Source organism: Aquitalea magnusonii (assembly GCF_002217795.2).
In the GTDB taxonomy this organism is placed as follows: Bacteria; Pseudomonadota; Gammaproteobacteria; order Burkholderiales; family Chromobacteriaceae; genus Aquitalea; species Aquitalea magnusonii_B.
The window spans coordinates 1693903-1713009 of the sequence record NZ_AP018823.1; the positions used below are offsets into that span (position 1 = coordinate 1693903).

Below are 19107 nucleotides of genomic sequence, written 5' to 3' on the forward strand. Positions count from 1 at the left end.
CGCTGAGGGCATAAAACAAGAGCCACCGGCCCCGTGAGGGGTGGGTGGCTCTGTCATTACCTGGGTAGGGCATGTCCGGATTTCTGTGTAAACCAGCCCTTTCTGCTCATCTGTTGAAAGGCTGGTTAGGCCGACCAACAGCCGATGTGTCAGCCTGGCAGACAGTAGTTCGGCCGAAGCGGTCCATCGCCCCATCAGCCATGAGCGACTGCTCAGAGTCTCATAGTCCTCGCTTCACAACCAGCGCAGCCCATATCCAGCATCGCCAGAGAGTACCTTCACGATGATGACAATTTCGGATCGCAACTTTTGGAGTTCATCGGCAAACTTTCTCCAAACGGGGTCGCCGCTATCGCAACGCAAGATGGTGAGATCCGTATCCATTTCCAATGGACCGAAGAAAGTCATTGATGACTTTCTGCAATGTAGTTAGCGCGGAAAACAGCTGTGTATCTGGATTCACACGTGCCCTAGTCTGAGTGAGTCGTTCACGTATTAGACTCAGAGACTCAAGAACTCTGGGCGGAAATTCCATATCAAGTCCTTCGTAGAGGACTCGCCGCCCTTCAAGGAGGGATACGAACTCACGGGTTTCTTCGTGATACCGTTTTGAATTACGCAGGTCTAAAAGTGCTGCCTCCAAGTCTTTGCCAACCACGCGCCTGATTACGACGTCCCCCCCACTTTCAGTAGCAGGGGGCTTTAGAGTCCAAGCTTAATTTACCTGATTTCTCCGCAAATGATTCGGCATAGGCTGCCGGCGTCAAACCACCCAGTGCTTTCTTCGGCCTTTCATTGTTGTATTCCCTTCGCCAGGCTTCGATGACAACCTGGGCCTGGCGCAGGCTGGTGAACCAGTGTTCGTTCAGGCACTCATCCCGGAAATGCCCATTAAAGGATTCGATGTAAGCGTTCTGATTGGGCTTGCCCGGCTCGATGAGAAAGAGCTGAACCCCATGAGCGTGGGCCCAGCTCAACATCACTCGGCTGCAGAATTCCTTGCCGTTATCGGTCCTGATGGCTTTGGGCAAGCCACGTGTCTTCGCCAACTGGTCAAGGACGCGGGTCAGATGCAGGCCTCCCATCGCACGTTCCGGAACAATGGCGACTGCCTCATGCGTGGCATCATCGACCACCGTCAGATTCTTGATGACACGCCCCTCCGCCGTCCGGTCGAACACAAAGTCCATCGACCAAACCTGATTGGCCGCCAAAGGGCGAGCCAGTGGATGACGGTCGGCCACGGGAATTTTCTTGCGCTTACGCCGGCGAATTTGCAGACCTGCCTCAGCATAAAGCCGGTCCACCCGCTTGTGATTGACCACCATGCCGCTCTGCCGCAGCTTCAAATAGATCATGCCAGCACCGTAGCGACGGTGCCGTTGCGCGAGCGCGATGATCTGCGCTTTCAAGGCGACATTACGGTCGGTGGCGGGTTGGTAGCGGAATGAACTGGGGCTCATGTCGGCTAGACGGAGCGATCGACGCTCGCTGAGCCCTTTGCCCACCAGATGGCGCACCAACTCCCGCCGTGACGGTGCGCTCACCACTTTTTTCGCAAGGCCTCTTTGGCAATCTCGTTCTCGAGCATGGTCTCGGCCAGGAGTTTCTTCAGGCGCGCATTCTCGGTTTCCAGCTCCTTGAGACGCTTGGCCTCGGAGACATTCATTCCGCCGAATTTGTTGCGCCAAAGGTAATAGCTGGCTTCTGAGAAGGCGTATTTGCGGCACAACTGTGCAACGGGCATGCCGGCTTCCGCTTCGCGCAGGAAGCCGATGATCTGTTCTTCGGTGAAACGTTTCTTCATGTCCAATCTCCATATGGGGTTGATTGGACTCTAAAGTCACGTGCTACTCAATACCGGGGGGACGTCGTGGGCAGGCTATAGTTGGGCACTGTTTCCAGGCGAACCCAACCACCGGGTGCTACTGCTTTTACCGTGAACGCAAACAATCCGACCTTGTTCATACGGGTTGTCGGTGCGGTATTGGGTTGTTCGTACACGACGGTGTTGTCGTGCTTCGGATAAATGCAATTGCCTACCCCAGCCTTGGCAGCGAAGGCGGTTGAGGACGCAGCGGTCAGTAGGGCCGCGATGATCAGCGTGTGTTTCATGGTTCTTCTCCAAGAGAGATCTAGTCGTACGGTTGGTCTGGGCAGAGGAGGGCGTCTGGTGTGTTTCTGACGCCCCTTGTCTGTAAGACAAATCCGCCTTTAAAAGCGCTAATTCATCCGCATAGGTTGATAATCATCCCTGTGGGATGTTCATGTCAATGGGGTGATTTGCCACCATTCGAGTGGAATGGAGAATAAGATGGCAAAAATAAAGGTGGACGCGCTGTCCCTGAGTGTTGGCAAAGCGATTGCGGCACGACGGCAGGACGCCGGACTGACCCAAGAACAGGTCGCGGAACAACTGAAGATCGGCAATGAAGCGGTATCCCGTATGGAGCGGGGACTGGTAATGCCGACCGTGGCCCGCCTGCTGGAACTGGCCAGTCTGTTCCACTGCGATGCTTCAGCCTTGCTGGTGGAGTCCAGCAACCGCCCGGCCGAGCAGGCGCAGCACTTGGCACAGATGCTGGCCCGCCTGGATAGTGCAGATCGGGAGATGGTGCTGGCGATGGTGGAACAACTGACCAACCGGCTGGCTAAGCCGTCTTAACGGTACCCAACTTGGAAGAGAGCCGGGTAGGGCGAGACATCGCCTTCGGCTTCTCTTCCGGTTCACCAGCACCTTCCACTGCTGGATAAAACTCCTCCAGCAGCAGCGGTACTTCCTCCTCGGTATCCTCGAACTGGCCGTTCTGCAGTAACTGCCGGGCGGCTTGCTCCAGTTCGGCAGTGTCGATACCAGCTTCCAGCTGTTCATCTGCTACCTTGCGTGCAGTACTGACGGCTTCGGCCAAGGTCTGGCCATCGCGCAAGGTTAGATCCACGTAGTACACCGGGGTACGGTGCGACTGAGTGGTGCTCTTGGCCCGTAGACGTAACAGCAGCGGCAGGTGCTTGGTATTACCGCCACTGGCTGCTTCGTAATACTTCAGCCGTGCTGCCAGGGTACGCACCGAGTTGTAGCCGGTGGTGCGGAAGATGAAGCTGCCTAGCTCATCCTGCTGACCTTCCACCTGTACGTTGAGCCGACCATACAGCTTGCAGCCCAGCTCCTTGGCCAAGGGACAACGGTCTGGTCCGGCACAGCCAATCTCCTCCATGCCCTGACTGGTTACCCGTCGTGCTGTCTCTCCGTTACCGACACACACCGGACGCCCATTATTCCGGTCGAAGGCACTGTATTCGGCACGCAGATTCAGCTCGCTGTCGTTGAACAGCAGCTGGATCGGAATGGCGCGGATCTTGCCGTTTTGTGCCTGTTCCGACAGCGCCTGGTGCAAGGGATGCAGCAACCAGCCATCCCGGCTCTGCACCTGGGTGGTCAATGAAAAGCTGTCGTCTTTCTCCGGCAGCCAGCGTTCTTGTTTCTGCACCAGCTTGCCAATGCTGATACGCCCGATCACGGGCGGGGTAATGGTGAGACCTTTAATCACGATGCTTTCCTTTCAGTCTGAATGACAAAGCGCCGGGAACCGGCAATGGACTTGCTGTACTGGGCCAGCAGGGTGGGGTGGTCTTGCGACAAGCGTTCGACATCAGGCGCAATGCGATCCTTGGCGCGCTTCCAGGTGATACGGCCAGACTCAAACACAGCCGCAGAGGCATGACCCAGCACGTTCTGGATCTGCTGCCGGATGGCCGCCTCCTTGGCCTCTGCATCCTCTTTACGCTGCCGCTCTGCCAACAAGGCTGAGAACAGTCGATTTCCCTCAATCGATTCCGACAGATCGATGGTCTGACCATCATCACGTGGGAATAGCCAGGACAAGGCTGACGCCGCGTCATCCGACCCATCCGGTGCTGGCTGGGTGTCCAGCACCACGTGCTGCCAGAACACCGTTTCTCGGGCGATCAGATCCGCGATCTTGTTTTCATCGCGATTCACCTGATAAATCCGGAAATCCTGTCCACCGATCAGCACTGCTACATCAGCCCAGTCATGGCCAGTCACCGCCAGCTGATGCAGTACCTGACACTGATAGGCCACCGGGATGCCTTCCTCCCACTGCGGGGCTGAGTGATAACTGGCGGTCTTGATTTCCAGAATGCCCCAGCCTTCCTCCGGACAGCGCACTTCCCGGTCCAGATTGGCTAGCATGAAACGGTGCTTCGGGTGCTGCAGTACTGCATTCACCCGCCGTACCTTGCGACCGGTACGCTCGGCATACACCCGGGCCAGGATGGGTTCCAAAATCGTGCCCCAGATGACAGGCTCTTTCTCCGACAGATCCTCCGGCTGTTTGCGACCCGTCTTCTCCAGCCACAGTGACAGCGGACATTTGTAGGGCGACAGCCCAATGGACGGGGCGGCATCGGAAGAACCAATGCCCAGCTGCCGGATGCGCAGCCATTCATCACGAGACAACTTCAGGGTAGAGGCCAGACGAATGGCCTGTGCGTAGCGTTCAGCCATGGCAAAACACTCCTTATAAAGGCATAAAGCCCGGCAGCAAGGCTGACCGGGCGATAGGTTTGATAGGGGGAAGCTGTGGGAGAGTAGAAACAAGAGAAACGACAGCAGGGCAGGACAACAGAACCAACAAGACAGAATCAGGCCAACATCAGACCAACCGTAGATTCACGATGGTGCTACCGGCACGATTACCGGCAGCTCAGGAGAGAGCGTCAACAGGATTTGACGAATAGCCGGCCACTGCTGTGGCTGGCCACGCAGCATGAATTCCCCAGCCAGCCGCACCAGGCAGGCTTTGACCCAATCGAGGGAAGGGGGCTGGCCATTATGCAAGACGATCCACTCGGCAATGGCACTGCCCAGGGCTTCGGTCACTTCGTAATGCCACACCCCCGGTGCAGCCTGATTCAGCTGGTCGTACAAGGTATCTGCCAGGGCTGCCACCATCGGCGCGTACTGCACCAGTTCGTCATGCAGCTCCAGACAGCCAGCACCCCAGATCACCAGCAGGCTGCGCTCGGCATCCGGACCGTCGTATGCCACACCCAAGCCGTTCCAGGAGCAGAAGTCCCGCATCCCTGCCGTTAAACACGCAGCGGTCAAAGCAATGGATTGCACGGAGGCCATGGCATCACTCCACCAAGGCCAGTGCATGTTCCAGCGCCTTGCCCTTGAGTTGCGCACCCTGACCGAACCAGGAGGAATCCAGCCGGTAGTCCTGACTGCGAGCACGACGGCGATGATCCACATACTCGGTCATCGCATTCACCAGCCCCCAGGCCGTACCACGAGTACCGGCTAGCATTGAACCCATGCCACCACCGCTATACAGTGCCGACACCTGCTGCAGTGCCTTCGAGGTGACTGCATCCTCCGTACCCTCCGCCAATGGCTCATCCAGCACCTCGCGGAAGAACTGACAGGCTTCTTCAGGAGAAACCGAGCGCTGCGACAGCTGCTTGATGTTCCCAATGAAGCGGTCCCAAGCGGACAGACCAAGGCCCAGCGCATCCTTCACGGACTGCGGATCAAACACAGTGGAGTGGGGCACCTTCACCGCGCCGGTTCTATCCTTCACTGCCATCTGCAGGGTGTTGTTGCACACCACCCGTACCGACGTGAACTGGGCGGTTGTGCATAGCGTGCCATCACAACTGGTGGCTAGCAGCAAATAGGCTTTCATCCGATCACCGCCTTTGAGCAGGGCTTCCTGCCCTGTCTTGGCCAGTGCCCACAGTTTACGGCCCCCCTTCAATACCCCAGCGGTTTCCAGCTCAAAGCCACCGGCGCTGACCAGGTCGCGATAGAACTCCAGTACTTCCGACGGCTGTACCACCTTGTAACGCGGCGAGACCACCGACAGTGGTGCCAGAGAGTCGGAGCGATACAGCACCTTGGAATCAGCAAACGGCCGGATGTGCATGCCGTCGTCGGCTACGTTGAACAAGACATCACTCTGCTCGATACGCCAGTCCATGCCGGCTTCAGTCAGCCACACTTCCAAAGGTTGTTGGGGAGAAAGCGGATTGCCCAGACCATGCCAGGGCGTGGCCCCGACAAAGGCCATGGATTCGATGAGATGGGACATAGATCACTCCAATGAAAATGGCCCCCGTCAAGACGGAGGCCAGGGCATAAAAGACCCCCGAGGCGGGAGTCGCTGTGCTGATTCAAGGGGGTGATATAGGTCTGAAAATAATTAGCTTGATACCTTTGGCAAGCAGGACCAGGAAATGGCCCATTCCTGCTGGGAAACTAGGATCCTCGGTATCATTGTGCACGTCGTCAGCCTGGAGTCGCGTCTCCCGCTTGATTGGAGGGCGCAATATCGGCGGGCTGAGGTGTCTCGTATTGGGGGGGCGGTTCGGGTGTGCCCTCGGCTGGCGGTGTAACCTTTGCTGTTTTGTGTTTTTTCTTCTTCTTTTTGGGATGCCCATGCGCTTTTTTGGGCTTGGGATGGGGTGCCGGCGCCGGCGCTGGTGCTTGTGTTGCGGCTGGCGTCTGTAACGATGAGAGCCAATTGGATAAGAAATGATAGCCAGGCACAACTGCGGAAACAAAGCCGGCAAGGATCAAGCCTGCAATGACCTGCCGACGGGTAGGGCGCCAGTGCTTGGGGGATACATGATGGCTGGTGGTCGGCGAGAGCACCAATGGTGGACGCTCAGGACGTACGGGAGCGACGATGATGGGTGCAGGTGCAGGTGCAGGTGCAGGTGCAGGTGCAGGTGCAGGTGCAGGGCGAGGCGCTAGCTCTTGCTTTTCAACCTGAACGGGACTTGAGTCGAGGATGATTTTAGCAGGGATGTCTTGGAGTACTTCACGATCTCGCTCAGCCTGAATGGCTAATTTTGCCTCTTCCAGCGTGCAGGAAAAAAACTCGCGCCGATGATTCACGCGAGATGCTTTCAATAACTCATGGACCCGCTGTTCAGCATCAAATGCATGCTCGAAGCGAGCGAAAAAAGCAACGTTAAAGCGCTGGGGTACGCCCCGGTAGTTACGGGATTTATGCTCCCAATGATACAAAGCATCGGCACGATTCTGAGGCTCCCAGCCGGTATAGCCAATCTTCAGGAGAGGTGCATTCTGATAGTGGTAGACCTCGTTGGTGAGCACATAAACATAACCAGGAGTATCTGTTCGAGTATTTTCGGACCATGCTTTTCTTGCGGCCTCCTGCTCGGCAGCATCCGGCTCCTGCAAGGCCTCTGAGTCGACATCGTCGTCATCCTTGTCAGGCACTGGCGGTCGCTCGGCTCTATAGCTGATATCTCCTTGGACCGCAGTCTTAACGGCAGCGATCGCCTCTTCAATGGTGCAGACAAAAAAATCCCGTTCGTCACTGTCAGGATTCAGGCGTTTGGTGTGCAAGGACTTGTGGGCTTGATGCATGGTCGCCCATGCCTTCCACACTATCTCCTGATATTTCACCTGGAATTCGAATGGCACCCCTGTGCTGTTGATCTGTGCCAGGCTCGCCACCATCGTGTTGGTGGTGTAACCAATCTTGAGGATGGGTACGCCGTTTTGATGATAGCCCGGGTTGGCCAGTACGTAGACATAGCCGGGTCTTTCAGGGATATCGGCATTGAACTTGCAAGCAGACCGATAGTAGTTGGAGCATCCAAAGAAAACGCGGCCATCTTGCTGGTTTCTGCGAAAGGTGATTCGACCACTCATGCAATTGGGGCACCTATCATCTTCACGGTACCAGCGTCTCTTTGTAGCGATCTGGCTGTCACTGGGCATTGGAAATACGGAGGCAGGGCTAAAAGGCTAACCATACCTTGTTTAATGCTAAATGATTAGTCTTCGTGGCTAATGGCTTGCCGGATACTGCGCATCGCTTCCAGCAGCGAGTTGGCCGATAAGCGCTGCCAGACACCATCGGCACAGTTCAAACCATCACAAAGGCACTGCCATTGCTGTTCAGTGATAGTCATGGCATCGGCTTCCGCTAGGCACTGGCTCAACAGATCTACCATCACCAGTTTGGCCTGCAAGAGTTTGTTCGGGGGCGACTTGAACGACCGGACCGCGCCTTGCCAAGCTGTTTCGAGATAGCAGCCCAGTTCTCCGGCTTGATTGACCGTCATACGCTCATTTCGAGCAGCATCCAGCACCAAGTGTGCGCGCAACGCTTAATGATCCGCCGTGCGGCGGAGGGCAGGAACGGTGATGAAGAGTTTGGGCATCTGTGTTCCTACCTGAAATGAAGAGCGATAAAGCCCTGCTTCGGGCAAAGAAGGGTTTTTGATTGAGTCAAGGTAATGGCGGATCACGGCACAACTCTAGTCCACCTTTTCTCCAAAGGTCAAACCAGATGAGGCATCAGACATTTGTCAGGATCTGTTGGTAAAAATGTTGCCATTTAACAACATTTCTGGATGTTTCCGTATTTCCACGTAGAGACACTTGCTGTGCCAGCCGCGGTGGGTATTTCAATTTTTTATTCTTTGCCCAGTCTGTTTTAACTGAGAGTGATTGGCATGTAGCTCACCGCGATCGCTTGACCCCCACATATCAATGTCATTTAAAATGTAAATTAATTAAAAAATATTAGTAATAATTGACAAATGGTATTTCGTCCTCTGTACACCTGCAGCTTACTGCTAATAGTAAGCTTTTCCCCCCCTAACGCTATCGCCACCTCACTCTCTGATCAGGAGTTCCTTCGTCAGCAAGAACGGACCCGCAGCCTGCGCCAAGAGCAGGAGATCGCGCCCGATGTCCGCCTCCAGCAAGGTATGTCCGGTAGTGCAATGGATCCCCTTCCTGCCAACGAATTTCCTTGTTTCCAGATTCAACAGCTCAAAGTGGTGGGGGATCAGGCTTCGGCATTCTCTTGGCTGCTCACCGCTGTGCAGGCTCATGACGGTGCCCTGGAGGGCCGCTGCCTGGGCCAGAAAGCTATCAGTCAGCTTCAGGATCGTATGCAAAACGCGTTGATTGGCCGCGGCTATGTAACGTCACGCGTTTTGCTGGCACCGCAGGATATTTCCACAGGTGTACTGACCTTTACGTTTTTACCGGGCCGGATACAGCACATCCGTTTTGCCGACGGCACCTCGCCGCGTGCCACGCTGTGGAACGCCATGCCAGCAAAAGAGGGCGACATTCTTAATGTTCGCGACATCGAGCAGGGCCTTGAGAACTTCAAGCGTACGCCCACCACGGATGCGGATATTCAGATCATGCCGGCAACAGGACCGGATGCCGCACCGAATCAGAGTGACCTGCAAATACAGTGGAAAGAGCGCATTCCTTATCGGCTGACCCTGTCGGTTGACGACGGCGGTAGTCAGTCTACCGGGCTGTACCAAGGCAATGTCACCGTATCCGCCGACAACCTGTTGACCCTTAATGATCTTTTCTACGCCTCCCACAACCAGTCCTTGGGCGGAGGGCAGTCCGGAGATCGGGGAAGTTGGAGCGACACGCTGCATTACAGCCTGCCAGTCGGCTACTGGTTGCTGGGCATGACATTCAGCCATAACGAGTACCGCCAATCGGTTGCCGGGGCCTATCAGAGCTACATGTACCACGGCAAAAGCGAGAACAACGAGCTGTTACTTTCACGCGTGATCTATCGGGATGCCGTACGTAAGACGTCCATGACGCTCAAAGGGTGGCAACGAACCGCCAATAGCTACATTGATGATGCCGAAATTGACGTGCAACAGCGGCGGATGGCGGGATGGGAGTTCGGTTTGAGCCATCGGGAGTATCTGGGGGCCGCCACCCTGGATACCAATCTCAGATACCGCCAGGGCACGGGCGCGCTGCAATCCAAGCCCGCACCGGAAGAGGCCTTCAACGAAGGCACTTCCCGCATGCGCCTTTATCTGGCGGATGCCCAGTTAGAAGTGCCATTTCGTCTAGCTGGGGAATCTTTTCACGTGAATTCCAGCTTTCGTGGGCAATGGAACGATACCCCTTTGATTCCTCAGGATAGGTTTTCTATAGGCAGCCGCTATACCGTTCGCGGTTACAACGGCGAGAACCAGTTGAGTGCGGAAAGCGGCTGGTTTCTGCGCAACGATTTGGGTTGGTTCAAGGCCGGAATGGAGTTTTATCTGGGTTACGACTATGGCCGCGTGAGCGGGCCTTCTGCAGCCTTGTTGCAAGGGCAACGCCTAGCGGGTGGAACGCTAGGTGTTAGAGGCCAATGCTTCGGTGTGTCATACGACTTGTTTGTCAGCCAGCCTTTTGGCTATCCCGAGCATCTTAGAACCCCGCGCACTACGGGGGGGGTCAACCTCACTACCAGCTTTTGAACTGACGCCTTATTCGAATTGTTTGGACCTTCATCATGAATCAGCAGTGCTATCGTCTCGTTTTCAATGCCTTGCGCGCTATGCTCATGGCAGTACCTGAGATTGCCTCATCTGTAGCCGGACAGCGGGGCTTGAGAGTGCGATCCCAGTCATCGGCTACTTATTGGACGGTGCGCCCGCTGGTGGTCACAATGTTGCTGTCGCTGGGACAGCCCGCCTTCGCACAGATTACTGCCGACCCCACCGCCCCGGCATCACAACGCCCTACGGTGTTGAATACGGCCAATGGCTCGGTGCAGATCAATATCCAGACCCCGACAACTGGTGGGATCTCGATGAATCAGTATAGCCAGTTCAATACCACCACGGCGGCAACAGTATTCAACAATAGCCGCGCCTCCGTACAAACACAAAGCGCGGGTTGGGTCAGCGGGAACCCTTGGCTAAGCACCGGTAATGCGCGGGTGATCGTCAACCAAGTCAACAGCCAGAACCCGTCAATCATCAAAGGAACTCTGGAGATCGCCGGCGCAAGAGCGGACCTTATTATCGCCAACCCGGCGGGCCTGGTATTTGATGGTGTCAGCGTACTGAATGCCAGTCGTACTACTTTTGCCGCAGGCACTCCCGTTCTGTCTGGAGGTAGTCTTGAGGGGTATCGTGTTGGTTCGGGTATGGTCCAAGTCGTGGGGGCGGGCTGAACGACAACCAGAGCGACTACACCACGGTACTGGCGCGCGCCGTCGAGCTGAATGCCGGCTTATGGGCCAAGCAATTGAAAGTGGTTGTCGGCAGTAATTCCTTGACTGCGGATGGAGAAGTGTCGGGCAGCGTCACGTCGACGGGTACGGTGCCAGGCTATGCGCTGGACGTGGCGGCGTTGGGGGGCATGTATGCCGGCAAGATCACTTTGCTGGCCACGGAACAGGGTGTAGGCGCACGCAATGCGGGCGAGCTTATTGCCCAGCAAGATGGCCTGACGCTGCAAGCCAATGGCTGGTTGGACAACAGCGGCAGGATTGCCAGCCAGGAGAGTGGTGCGTTGTCAGTCCAGACAACGGCCCTGAACAATAGCGGTACGCTGTCGTCAGCCAAGGACATGCAAGTGTCTACTGGTGCTCTGAACAATCAAGGTGTGATCAACGCGGGACGCCAAATTCAAGCACAAGCCTCTGACGTCAGCAATGCAGCGACGGGCATTGTCAGTGGACAGCGGCTCCAACTGGCTGCCAACACCTTGACCAATGCGGGCCAGTTACGACAAACCGGCAGCCAGGGACTAGCGCTGTCTGCTGGCAGCATGCAAAGCAGCGGCAATCTCGGCATGATTCCGGATTCTTCGGGCAGTGGTGGGACTGGGCAGTCTGGATCCAGCAGCACGGTCACCATGGATCTACCCGCCGTCACGCCGGGCGGTTCGTCGGCCGTTTCCACCGTACCCGTTGCGCCCGAGGTCCTGCCCGATGGAGAAATCACGGTAGCGGGCTTGTTAAGCAACCAGGGGAGTCTGCTTGCCAATGGCAGCATCGACCTGAGCAGCAGCCAAGGGCTGAGCAACTATGGCGCCATGGCGCTTCGTAACCTTCAGGTCCGTGGTGGTCAACTGGATAACACCGGTGGTAGTTTGAACGTAGCGTCTGCGCATATTCAAACCGATCGTATTCTGAATGTTGGCGGCAAACTGGCATCGAGCGGGCTCTTGCAATTGACCAGTGCCACACTGGACAACAGCCAGGGCCAGCTTGGCAGTCAGGGTGATGTCCAACTGCAAGCCGGTGCGATGAACAATCAGGCCGGTCAGGTCTACGCGGCTCAGCTGACAATCAACAGCGGTGCAGTGGACAACCGCCAGGGCAGTATCGTCGGCACGAATGTATCGGCCACCACCGGCGCGGTGAATAACCAGCAGGGGGTGATTGCGGCCAGCAATGCCTTGAGCCTCAACACGCAAGGTCAAAACTTGCTCAATACCGAAAGCGGCAGCGGGAAAGGGATACTGGCCGGCGGCAACATGACCTTGTCGACCGCCACACTGACCAATAGCAATGCCGGCCGGATTCAGGCCGCTGCTTTGACAGTACAGAGTGGAGAGCTGAGCAATACCGACTCCACCATTAGCGCCCAACAAGTGGACATTCACAGCGGCGCCTTGCTGAATCAACGAGGGGCCATTCAAGCCGCCCAATCCCTGTCCGTGGACACTCAGGGCGCACAGCTTCGCAATCTGGATAGCGGCGCGCAGGGTATGGTCAGCGGCGGACAACTTACGCTCAAGGCCGGTAGCCTGGACAACGCGGCGGGCTACATCGGCAGCAAAACCGGTCTGCAGGTGACAGCTCAAAGCAGTGTCAGCAACCAGGGCCAGATGGTGAGCGAGGGGACGGCAAGCATTAGCACCGGATCACTCGACAATCATCAAGGTAAATTGCAATCCGCTGGCGATTTGACGGTACAACTGAACCAGGGCGCGCTGAATAACCAGCAGGGTTTGCTGCAAAGTGGTCAGCATCTGGAGGTGACGGCTGGGGATGTTGACAACAGTGCCACTCGCAATACCCAGTTGGGCATACAGGCCGGCAGCCTGACGCTGCAGACCAATAGCCTGAATAATGCCCAGGGCAGCATCCTCACCAACTCGGCGGCACAGCTCGTATTGAGTGGTGCCACCAACAATGCCGGCGGACAGATCGCAGCAGGCGGTTCCATCAGCCTTGCAACGACCACGCTAAGCCAGGACGGCGGCAGCGTCGCCGCCAGCCAGGATTTGGCGCTGACCGCCAACGGCTTGACCGGCGTCGGTTCACTGAGCGCAGGGCGAGACCTGAGCCTGTCCGTGCTGCAAGATCTCTCAGTGCAGGCAGATGTTCAGGCCGGCCACAATTTGAGCATCAGCACACCGGGGCGACTGGACAATCAGGCGGCAATACGCGCGGGCAATTCGGCTCAGTTGCAGGCCAATGATATTCATAATGCTGCCCAAGGTGAAATCAGTGCCAGCAACCTGACACTGACCGCCAATAGCCTGGTAGAGAACCGAGGCCTGATCGACGGCGGCACACTGTCGATAGAGTCCGGACAGCAAATTCTTAATGCCGGCTCCGGCAGGATATACGGCGACAACATCCGCTTGTCTGCCACGCAGATCGATAACCTGCAGGAAAACGGCAAATCTGCCGTTATCGCCGGCAGGCAGAACCTGGCCATCGGCACCACCCGGCTCACCAATGGTGAAAACGCGTTGATCTACAGCGATGGTGCCATGGCAATTGGCGGTGTGGTAGATGCGAACGGAGTGGTCAGCGGCAGTGCGGCTTTGGTCGACAATCAGTCCGCTATCATTGAATCCAAGGGCAATATGGCGATCAGTGCCGACACTGTCCGTAATGAGCGGTTGCGGGTTGCCATTAGCCAACAGGCTAGCTTGGACGAGACCGTCAACATGAATCTGGCTGCCTGGCAAGGAAATGGCCACAATGGTGGTGATCTTCATGCCTCAGCCAACTATCGCGCTTCCCAAATCTATTTTGTTGACCCCGCCGACATTGTCAGTAACGACCAGATAATCACACCGGATGGGAAGGTACTGGGTCGTGCGGTGGTCAAACTCAGCCCGCAAACCAGCAGTTTTTTCTTTGCTAATGGTCGTGGCTGGGGCATGACCGGAGAACGTTGGCGCATCAACATCGATCAGCCGAAAACCCAAACTATTTATTACACCCTGCGTCAGGATGGTGTGATCAATCCGGACCAAAGTCCTAACGGCTTTGACCCCTTTGCTCTGCTACATGGTCAGGGCGGCACAGGTGGAGCACCTTATTTTTCCTACCAGACTGATGCCGTAAGCTATGACACGCAGTACGGTAGCTGCAGTAGCAATTGCGTGTTGTTGATCGGGCCCTATCAACTGACGGATCCAACACACACCATTGTCAACAGAACACAGAGCCCGACACAAGAGGCTTTGAACGAACGGTCTCGTGTAAGTCATCACACGGCTATAGATGATGTATTGGCCAGCAATGCCGGTGCTGTTGCTTCCATTCGTGCCGGTGGCGATATGGTGTTGGAGCCAGGCCAGTTGCTCGACAATCGCTATGGCCAGATCGCTGCGGGTGGAAATCTGCTGATTGACAGTGCCAGCAATGGTGTGGGCAGTAGCAAGGTGGTGAATACCGCAGCCACTCTGTATCGGGATCACCACTTTGATGTCACCAGTTATACCTACGCTGGTAGTGCATTTGCCAACCCGCAAGCCGATATCCGGGAAACCATCGGTAGCGTGGCCGCCAGCATCCAGGGGAATACCAGCCTGACGATCAACGCCGGTAGCGCTAACAACCTGGATCAGGGGCGCACCGGTCCCAATCCTTTGGCGGCACCGCAGCCTGGTAGCAATACTGTCAATGTCAGCGGATCCAGCAATGGTACGGTGATCGTGCAGCCCGGCTCCGGCGGCATCCCCGGAGCCATCATCACCAGTTCTCCCAATGTCCACTTGCCAAGCAACAGCTTGTTCAGCCTGTCGCCCAATGGCGTGGCGGCGCTGATACAGACCGACCCGGCCTTCACCAATCAGCAGCAATGGCTGGGGTCCGATTACTTGCTCAACGGGCTCAACGCAAATCCAGCCACCACCGCGAAACGCCTGGGTGATGGCTATTACGAGCAGCAACTGATTCGGGATCAGGTAGCACAACTCACTGGCCGTCGCTTCCTGACCGGTTATGCCAGCGATGAAGATCAATATCGTGCACTCATGGACAGTGGCAAAACCTTTGCGGCAGCCCATCAACTGGTGCCTGGGGTTGCGTTGACGCCCGAGCAGATGGCCCTGCTCACTAGTGATATTGTCTGGCTGGTTGCCCAGACAGTGACTTTGCCCAATGGACAGCACCAACAAGTATTGGTACCGCAGGTTTACGTAAAGATGCAGCCTGGCGACCTAGCGAACAACGGTGCGATTCTGGCTGCTGATCAGGTCAGGATCAATCTCAACAAGAATCTGGATAATCAAGGGGCAATTGCCGGACGTCAGTTGCTGGCCGTCAATGCCGACACACTGGGTAATCTGAGCGGGCGATTGCAAGGCAAGGATGTTGCACTGAATGCTGTCACCGATATCAATAACCAGGGTGGCACGGTTCAGGCGGGCAACAGCCTGGCGATGACCGCCGGTCGGGATATCAATGTCGCTAGCACCACCTTCAGCCAACAGCAGGGTAGTGGCAATACGATGCTGCAACAAACGACGGTTGATCGGGTTGCAGGTTTGTATGTAGATGGCGGTGCCGGACAAATGTTGGTTTCGGCAGGGCAAAACCTGACCCTATCCGGGGCCCAATTGCAAAACCAAGCAAAAGGGGGGAGTACCCTGCTGCAGGCTGGCCAGGATGTCGCCATCAATACAGTAGATACCTCTCAGCAACACAACCTGTTCTGGGATGGCGGCAACTGGTCTCAAAGTGCCGCCACAGATCAGGCAGGCAGTACCATTCATACACAAGGCGATCTGGCGGTAGTGGCTGGTCGCGACATCCGGGCCGTAGCAGCGGATCTTTCTAGCGATAAAGGGCAAGTCCTGTTGCAGGCTGGCCAGAACATTGCTCTGGACAGCGGCCAACAAACACGTACGGTTGACTGGCAGGGTCACCATACGGAAAAAGGCATCTTTTCCAGTAAGACCATCGACGAGCGCTATCACGACCAACAAACTACCGCCAAAGGTAGTAGCGTGTCCGGTACGACCGTCAAAGCAGTTGCCGGTGGAGACATGACGTTGACCGGCAGTCAGGTGGTCAGCGATCAAGGCACCTTGCTGCAAGCGGGTGGCAATCTGACGCTCAAGGAAGCCCGCTCCACTGACGAGTACATCAACCATCACGTTGAGAAAAAATCCGGCCTGATGGGTAGTGGCGGCTTTGGCATCACCATCGGCAGCCGCGAACAGGGCCAGGATGGCAGCACCAAAGTGACCCAGGCCACCGGGAGCACCATTGGTGCCATCTCTGGCGATGTCACGCTGGTAGCAGGTCAGCAATACACCCAGACCGGCAGCAGTGTGTTGGCCACGGGCGTGAATGGCGGCGGCGACGTCAATATCCGGGCCAAAGACATTGCCATCACCGAAGCACGGGAAACCACGCAGAACGTCACCGATACCTGGCTCAAGCAAAGCGGGCTGACCCTCGCCCTTTCCAGTCCGGTGGTCAATGCCATCCAGACTGCCGATCAAATGTCCAAGGCAGCCAGCCATACCAGCGATTCCCGCATGAAAGCACTGGCCGCAGCCAGTACAGGCATGTCGGCCTACTCTGCCTACAAAGCGGTGGAAGCCGGTCAGGGAACCACCATTGATGGCAAGGATAACCAGATCGCAACCGGCAAGACCGGTGCTGATGGCAAACCAGAAACCCGCGATGCCAGCAATGCTGACAAAGCCGGCGGTGTCAACATCAGCATTTCGGTGGGCAGTAGCAGCAACAAATCACACAGTGAATCGTCGTCGGATACCAGTGCGGGCAGCCGCATCACTGCCGCAGGCTCCATCAATCTGGTCGCCACCGGCGCTGGCCAGGACAGCAATATCCTGATTCAAGGCAGCGACCTGAAAGCAGCCAAGGATATCGCACTGGCCGCGGATAACCGCATCCAGCTGCAGGCCAGCCAGGATGCCGACCAGCAGCATGGCAAGAACTCCGGCAGCAGCGGCAGTATCGGCATTAGCTTCGGCACCGGTGGCCTGATGGTGAACGCCAGCGTCTCCAAGAGCCGGGGCCATGCCGATGGCGACAGCGTCAGCTACAACAACACCCATCTCAATGCCGGCGAGAACGTCAGCCTGAGCAGCGGCGGCGACCTGGCGCTTAAAGGCGCGGTCGTCGCTGGCAAGCAGATTAGCGCCGATGCCGGCGGCAATCTCAGCATTGAAAGCCTGCAAGACAAGAATCACTACGACAGCAAGCAACAAAGCGTTGGCGGCAGCCTCTCTGTTGGCTACGGCATGATGGGCGGCAGCATCAGTGCCAGCAACAGCAAGGTCAATAGCGACTTTGTCAGCGTAGGCGAACAAAGCGGCATCTTGGCGGGCGATGGCGGCTTCAACGTCAAGGTAAAAGGCGATACCACGCTCACTGGCGGCGTGATCACCAGCACCGAACAGGCCGTGCAGGCGCAAAAGAACCAGTTCGAAACGGGCGGCAAGCTCGCCATGACAGACCTGCACAACCATGCGGAATACCAGGCCAGCAGCGAGAGCATCAATGTCGGCACGTCCATGAACGCGCTGGGTGCCTGGAGCCCGTCCGGCTCTGGCATCGGCTTTGGCAACGACAGTGGCAGCGCCGGCAGCGACACCCGCAGCGGCATCAGCGGCGTGGCGGGCAATACCGTCGCCCGCACGGGAGATGCGCAGACTGGCCTTAAGCCGATCTTTGATGCGGACAAGGTACAGAAGGAGGTGGACGCACAAGCGCAGATCACCCAGACCTTCGGTCAACAGGCGAGCAAACTGGTGGGGGACTATGCAGCCGACAAGATGAAAGAGGCCAATGTTATCCAGAACAAGGCAATTAAGGCCCGGGTTGAGGGGAATGATGCTGAAGCGGACAGTCTTGATGCTCAGGCCAAACAGATCAGCGATCAGTGGGGCGATAACGGTACTTACCGTATTGGGCTTCACACCGTTATAGGTGGACTGACAGGTGGTGCATCAGGGGCTGCAGGCAGCTTGACGGGGAGTTTGACGGCAGCACAAGCCGCTGACTTGCTTCAGTCCTCCGGTATTACACAAGAAAATAATCCCGCACTTTACAATGCCTTAGTCACATTGGCTGGAACGGCAGCTGGTGCAGCGGTTGGTGGCACTGCGGGGGCCAGTACAGCATTCAATGAGGTTACAAATAATTATCTCAAGCATCAGCAGATCGCTGACTTGGCAAAAAAAGTGGCCGCTTGTCGGGCTGTGCATGATAGTGGTTGTGTGAAGACTGCAGTTGACGAGGCTACAAAACTATCAGATGCCAACTCAGAAGCTATGCGCGCCTGCCAGACAAGATCTTGTTTGGATAGTCATATGCGAGAGATTAATGATGCGGCACTTGCGTATAATCAAATCCAGAACTTGGCCCAGGGCGGTGTTGATGTAGCAAACTTGGCTTTTGGTAACAGCAAAACTCCAAGAGAAACTGACACTCGCTATTATTTGGATGTAATTCGTCAGAATCCAAGCTTGCAGACCCCATTTGAAAAGCAATTCTATGCCATGGACAATGCAAAGAGGGCTGGATTTGAACAGCTACTCTTCGGACATCCTTTGAGTGAACAAGAGCGTTATGCACTGTTAACTGGGACATCAGGTAATCCGATACAAGGGGTTCTTGCTGATGCGGCTGCTGACTATGCAAAAGGACTGGGAATCAGTAATCAGCAACTATCTATATTGGCAGTTGGGCTTGGAACAATCAAAAAAATAACAGTAGATAATCAAGGAAATGCACTGATAGGCGATTGGTCTGCCACCAAAAATCTTTCCGCTCCAGGCAATGCTGTTGCACATTGGGCAAAACACAGAAATGAGTTTCCCGAATATAAAAATGCATCTGAATATGTTGATGCTGCTCAAGGCTTTGTAAGCTCCCCGCCGCCGGGTGCACTGACAAAGGTGAGGGGTAATGGAGATGTACTAATTTACGACCCGACGAACAATGTATTTGCTGTCAAAAACTCCTCAGGAGCCCCCAAGACCATGTTTAAGCCTAGTGGCGGTTTAAATTACTGGAGAAATCAATGAATAACAGTTCT

At 56.1% G+C, this 19107-nt stretch carries 13 protein-coding genes; 4 read left to right on the plus strand and 9 right to left on the minus strand.

Annotated elements, in window-relative coordinates; genetic code table 11:
• Nucleotides 1-234: 234 nt before the first annotated feature.
• The 3 genes from DLM_RS23310 to DLM_RS23005 form a co-directional block, all read right to left on the minus strand.
• Nucleotides 235-408 carry a hypothetical protein gene (locus DLM_RS23310; RefSeq protein ID WP_167467064.1) on the minus strand — a complete coding sequence of 58 codons (174 nt, stop codon included), beginning with the start codon at nucleotides 406-408 and terminating at the stop codon, nucleotides 235-237.
• A 278-nt stretch (nucleotides 409-686) separates the two neighbouring features.
• A protein-coding gene (locus DLM_RS08160) for an IS3 family transposase (RefSeq protein WP_119313267.1) occupies nucleotides 687-1807 on the minus strand; the annotation gives its coding sequence in 2 pieces (ribosomal slippage) (nucleotides 687-1549 and nucleotides 1549-1807; 1122 coding nt in all).
• A gap of 47 nt (nucleotides 1808-1854) precedes the next feature.
• Nucleotides 1855-2115 (minus strand): hypothetical protein, encoded by a 261-nt coding sequence (locus DLM_RS23005; RefSeq protein ID WP_145985803.1) that lies wholly within the window; start codon nucleotides 2113-2115, stop codon nucleotides 1855-1857.
• A 199-nt stretch (nucleotides 2116-2314) separates the two neighbouring features.
• Here DLM_RS23005 and DLM_RS08170 point away from each other — a divergent pair, with 199 nt between their 5' ends.
• The gene (locus DLM_RS08170; RefSeq protein WP_119313216.1) at nucleotides 2315-2665 is read left to right on the plus strand and encodes a helix-turn-helix domain-containing protein; all 351 of its coding nucleotides are present in this window, start codon (nucleotides 2315-2317) and stop codon (nucleotides 2663-2665) included.
• Here DLM_RS08170 and DLM_RS08175 read toward each other — a convergent pair.
• The 6 genes from DLM_RS08175 to DLM_RS08200 all read right to left on the minus strand — a co-directional run bounded on the left by DLM_RS08175 (nucleotide 2652) and on the right by DLM_RS08200 (nucleotide 8127).
• Entirely contained in the window at nucleotides 2652-3548 is an 897-nt protein-coding gene (locus tag DLM_RS08175; protein ID WP_089084125.1) for a hypothetical protein, read from the minus strand. The genes DLM_RS08170 and DLM_RS08175 overlap by 14 nt on opposite strands.
• On the minus strand, nucleotides 3545-4528 hold the full coding sequence (locus DLM_RS08180; RefSeq protein ID WP_089084126.1) for a YqaJ viral recombinase family protein: 984 nt from the start codon (nucleotides 4526-4528) through the stop codon (nucleotides 3545-3547). Before DLM_RS08180 ends, DLM_RS08175 begins: the two co-directional genes overlap by 4 nt.
• Nucleotides 4529-4693: 165 nt before the next feature.
• Nucleotides 4694-5071: a hypothetical protein gene (locus DLM_RS08185; RefSeq protein WP_145985804.1), complete on the minus strand. Its 378-nt coding sequence runs from the start codon at nucleotides 5069-5071 to the stop codon at nucleotides 4694-4696.
• Between the two features lie 88 nt (nucleotides 5072-5159).
• The gene (locus DLM_RS08190) at nucleotides 5160-6116 is read right to left on the minus strand and encodes a DUF932 domain-containing protein (RefSeq protein ID WP_119313217.1); all 957 of its coding nucleotides are present in this window, start codon (nucleotides 6114-6116) and stop codon (nucleotides 5160-5162) included.
• Nucleotides 6117-6313: 197 nt separating this feature from the next.
• A complete protein-coding gene (locus tag DLM_RS08195) occupies nucleotides 6314-7711 on the minus strand; it encodes a GIY-YIG nuclease family protein (protein ID WP_167467065.1) in 1398 nt (465 codons plus the stop codon).
• A 125-nt stretch (nucleotides 7712-7836) separates the two neighbouring features.
• A complete protein-coding gene (locus DLM_RS08200; RefSeq protein WP_089084281.1) occupies nucleotides 7837-8127 on the minus strand; it encodes a hypothetical protein in 291 nt (96 codons plus the stop codon).
• 480 nt (nucleotides 8128-8607) lie between these two features.
• Between DLM_RS08200 and DLM_RS08205 the strand changes: the two genes are divergently transcribed.
• The 3 genes from DLM_RS08205 (at nucleotide 8608) to DLM_RS24010 (ending at nucleotide 19096) form a co-directional block, all read left to right on the plus strand.
• Complete coding sequence (locus DLM_RS08205) at nucleotides 8608-10308, plus strand: ShlB/FhaC/HecB family hemolysin secretion/activation protein (protein ID WP_089084280.1); 1701 nt, start codon at nucleotides 8608-8610, stop codon at nucleotides 10306-10308.
• 35 nt (nucleotides 10309-10343) lie between these two features.
• Entirely contained in the window at nucleotides 10344-11009 is a 666-nt protein-coding gene (locus tag DLM_RS24005) for a filamentous hemagglutinin N-terminal domain-containing protein (protein WP_119313289.1), read from the plus strand.
• Nucleotides 11010-11089: 80 nt separating this feature from the next.
• Nucleotides 11090-19096: a hemagglutinin repeat-containing protein gene (locus DLM_RS24010; protein ID WP_231960223.1), complete on the plus strand. Its 8007-nt coding sequence runs from the start codon at nucleotides 11090-11092 to the stop codon at nucleotides 19094-19096.
• Nucleotides 19097-19107: the final 11 nt, after the last annotated feature.

Bases quoted from the DNA above. Each gene is read 5' to 3' on its own strand.
- DLM_RS23310 (WP_167467064.1), bottom strand. From the start codon at position 408: ATGACTTTCTTCGGTCCATTGGAAATGGATACGGATCTCACCATCTTG.
- DLM_RS23005 (WP_145985803.1), bottom strand. From the start codon at position 2,115: ATGAAACACACGCTGATCATCGCGGCCCTACTGACCGCTGCGTCCTCA.
- DLM_RS08170 (WP_119313216.1), top strand. From the start codon at position 2,315: ATGGCAAAAATAAAGGTGGACGCGCTGTCCCTGAGTGTTGGCAAAGCG.
- DLM_RS08180 (WP_089084126.1), bottom strand. From the start codon at position 4,528: ATGGCTGAACGCTACGCACAGGCCATTCGTCTGGCCTCTACCCTGAAG.
- DLM_RS08190 (WP_119313217.1), bottom strand. From the start codon at position 6,116: ATGTCCCATCTCATCGAATCCATGGCCTTTGTCGGGGCCACGCCCTGG.
- DLM_RS08195 (WP_167467065.1), bottom strand. From the start codon at position 7,711: ATGAGTGGTCGAATCACCTTTCGCAGAAACCAGCAAGATGGCCGCGTT.
- DLM_RS08200 (WP_089084281.1), bottom strand. From the start codon at position 8,127: ATGACGGTCAATCAAGCCGGAGAACTGGGCTGCTATCTCGAAACAGCT.
- DLM_RS08205 (WP_089084280.1), top strand. From the start codon at position 8,608: ATGGTATTTCGTCCTCTGTACACCTGCAGCTTACTGCTAATAGTAAGC.
- DLM_RS24005 (WP_119313289.1), top strand. From the start codon at position 10,344: ATGAATCAGCAGTGCTATCGTCTCGTTTTCAATGCCTTGCGCGCTATG.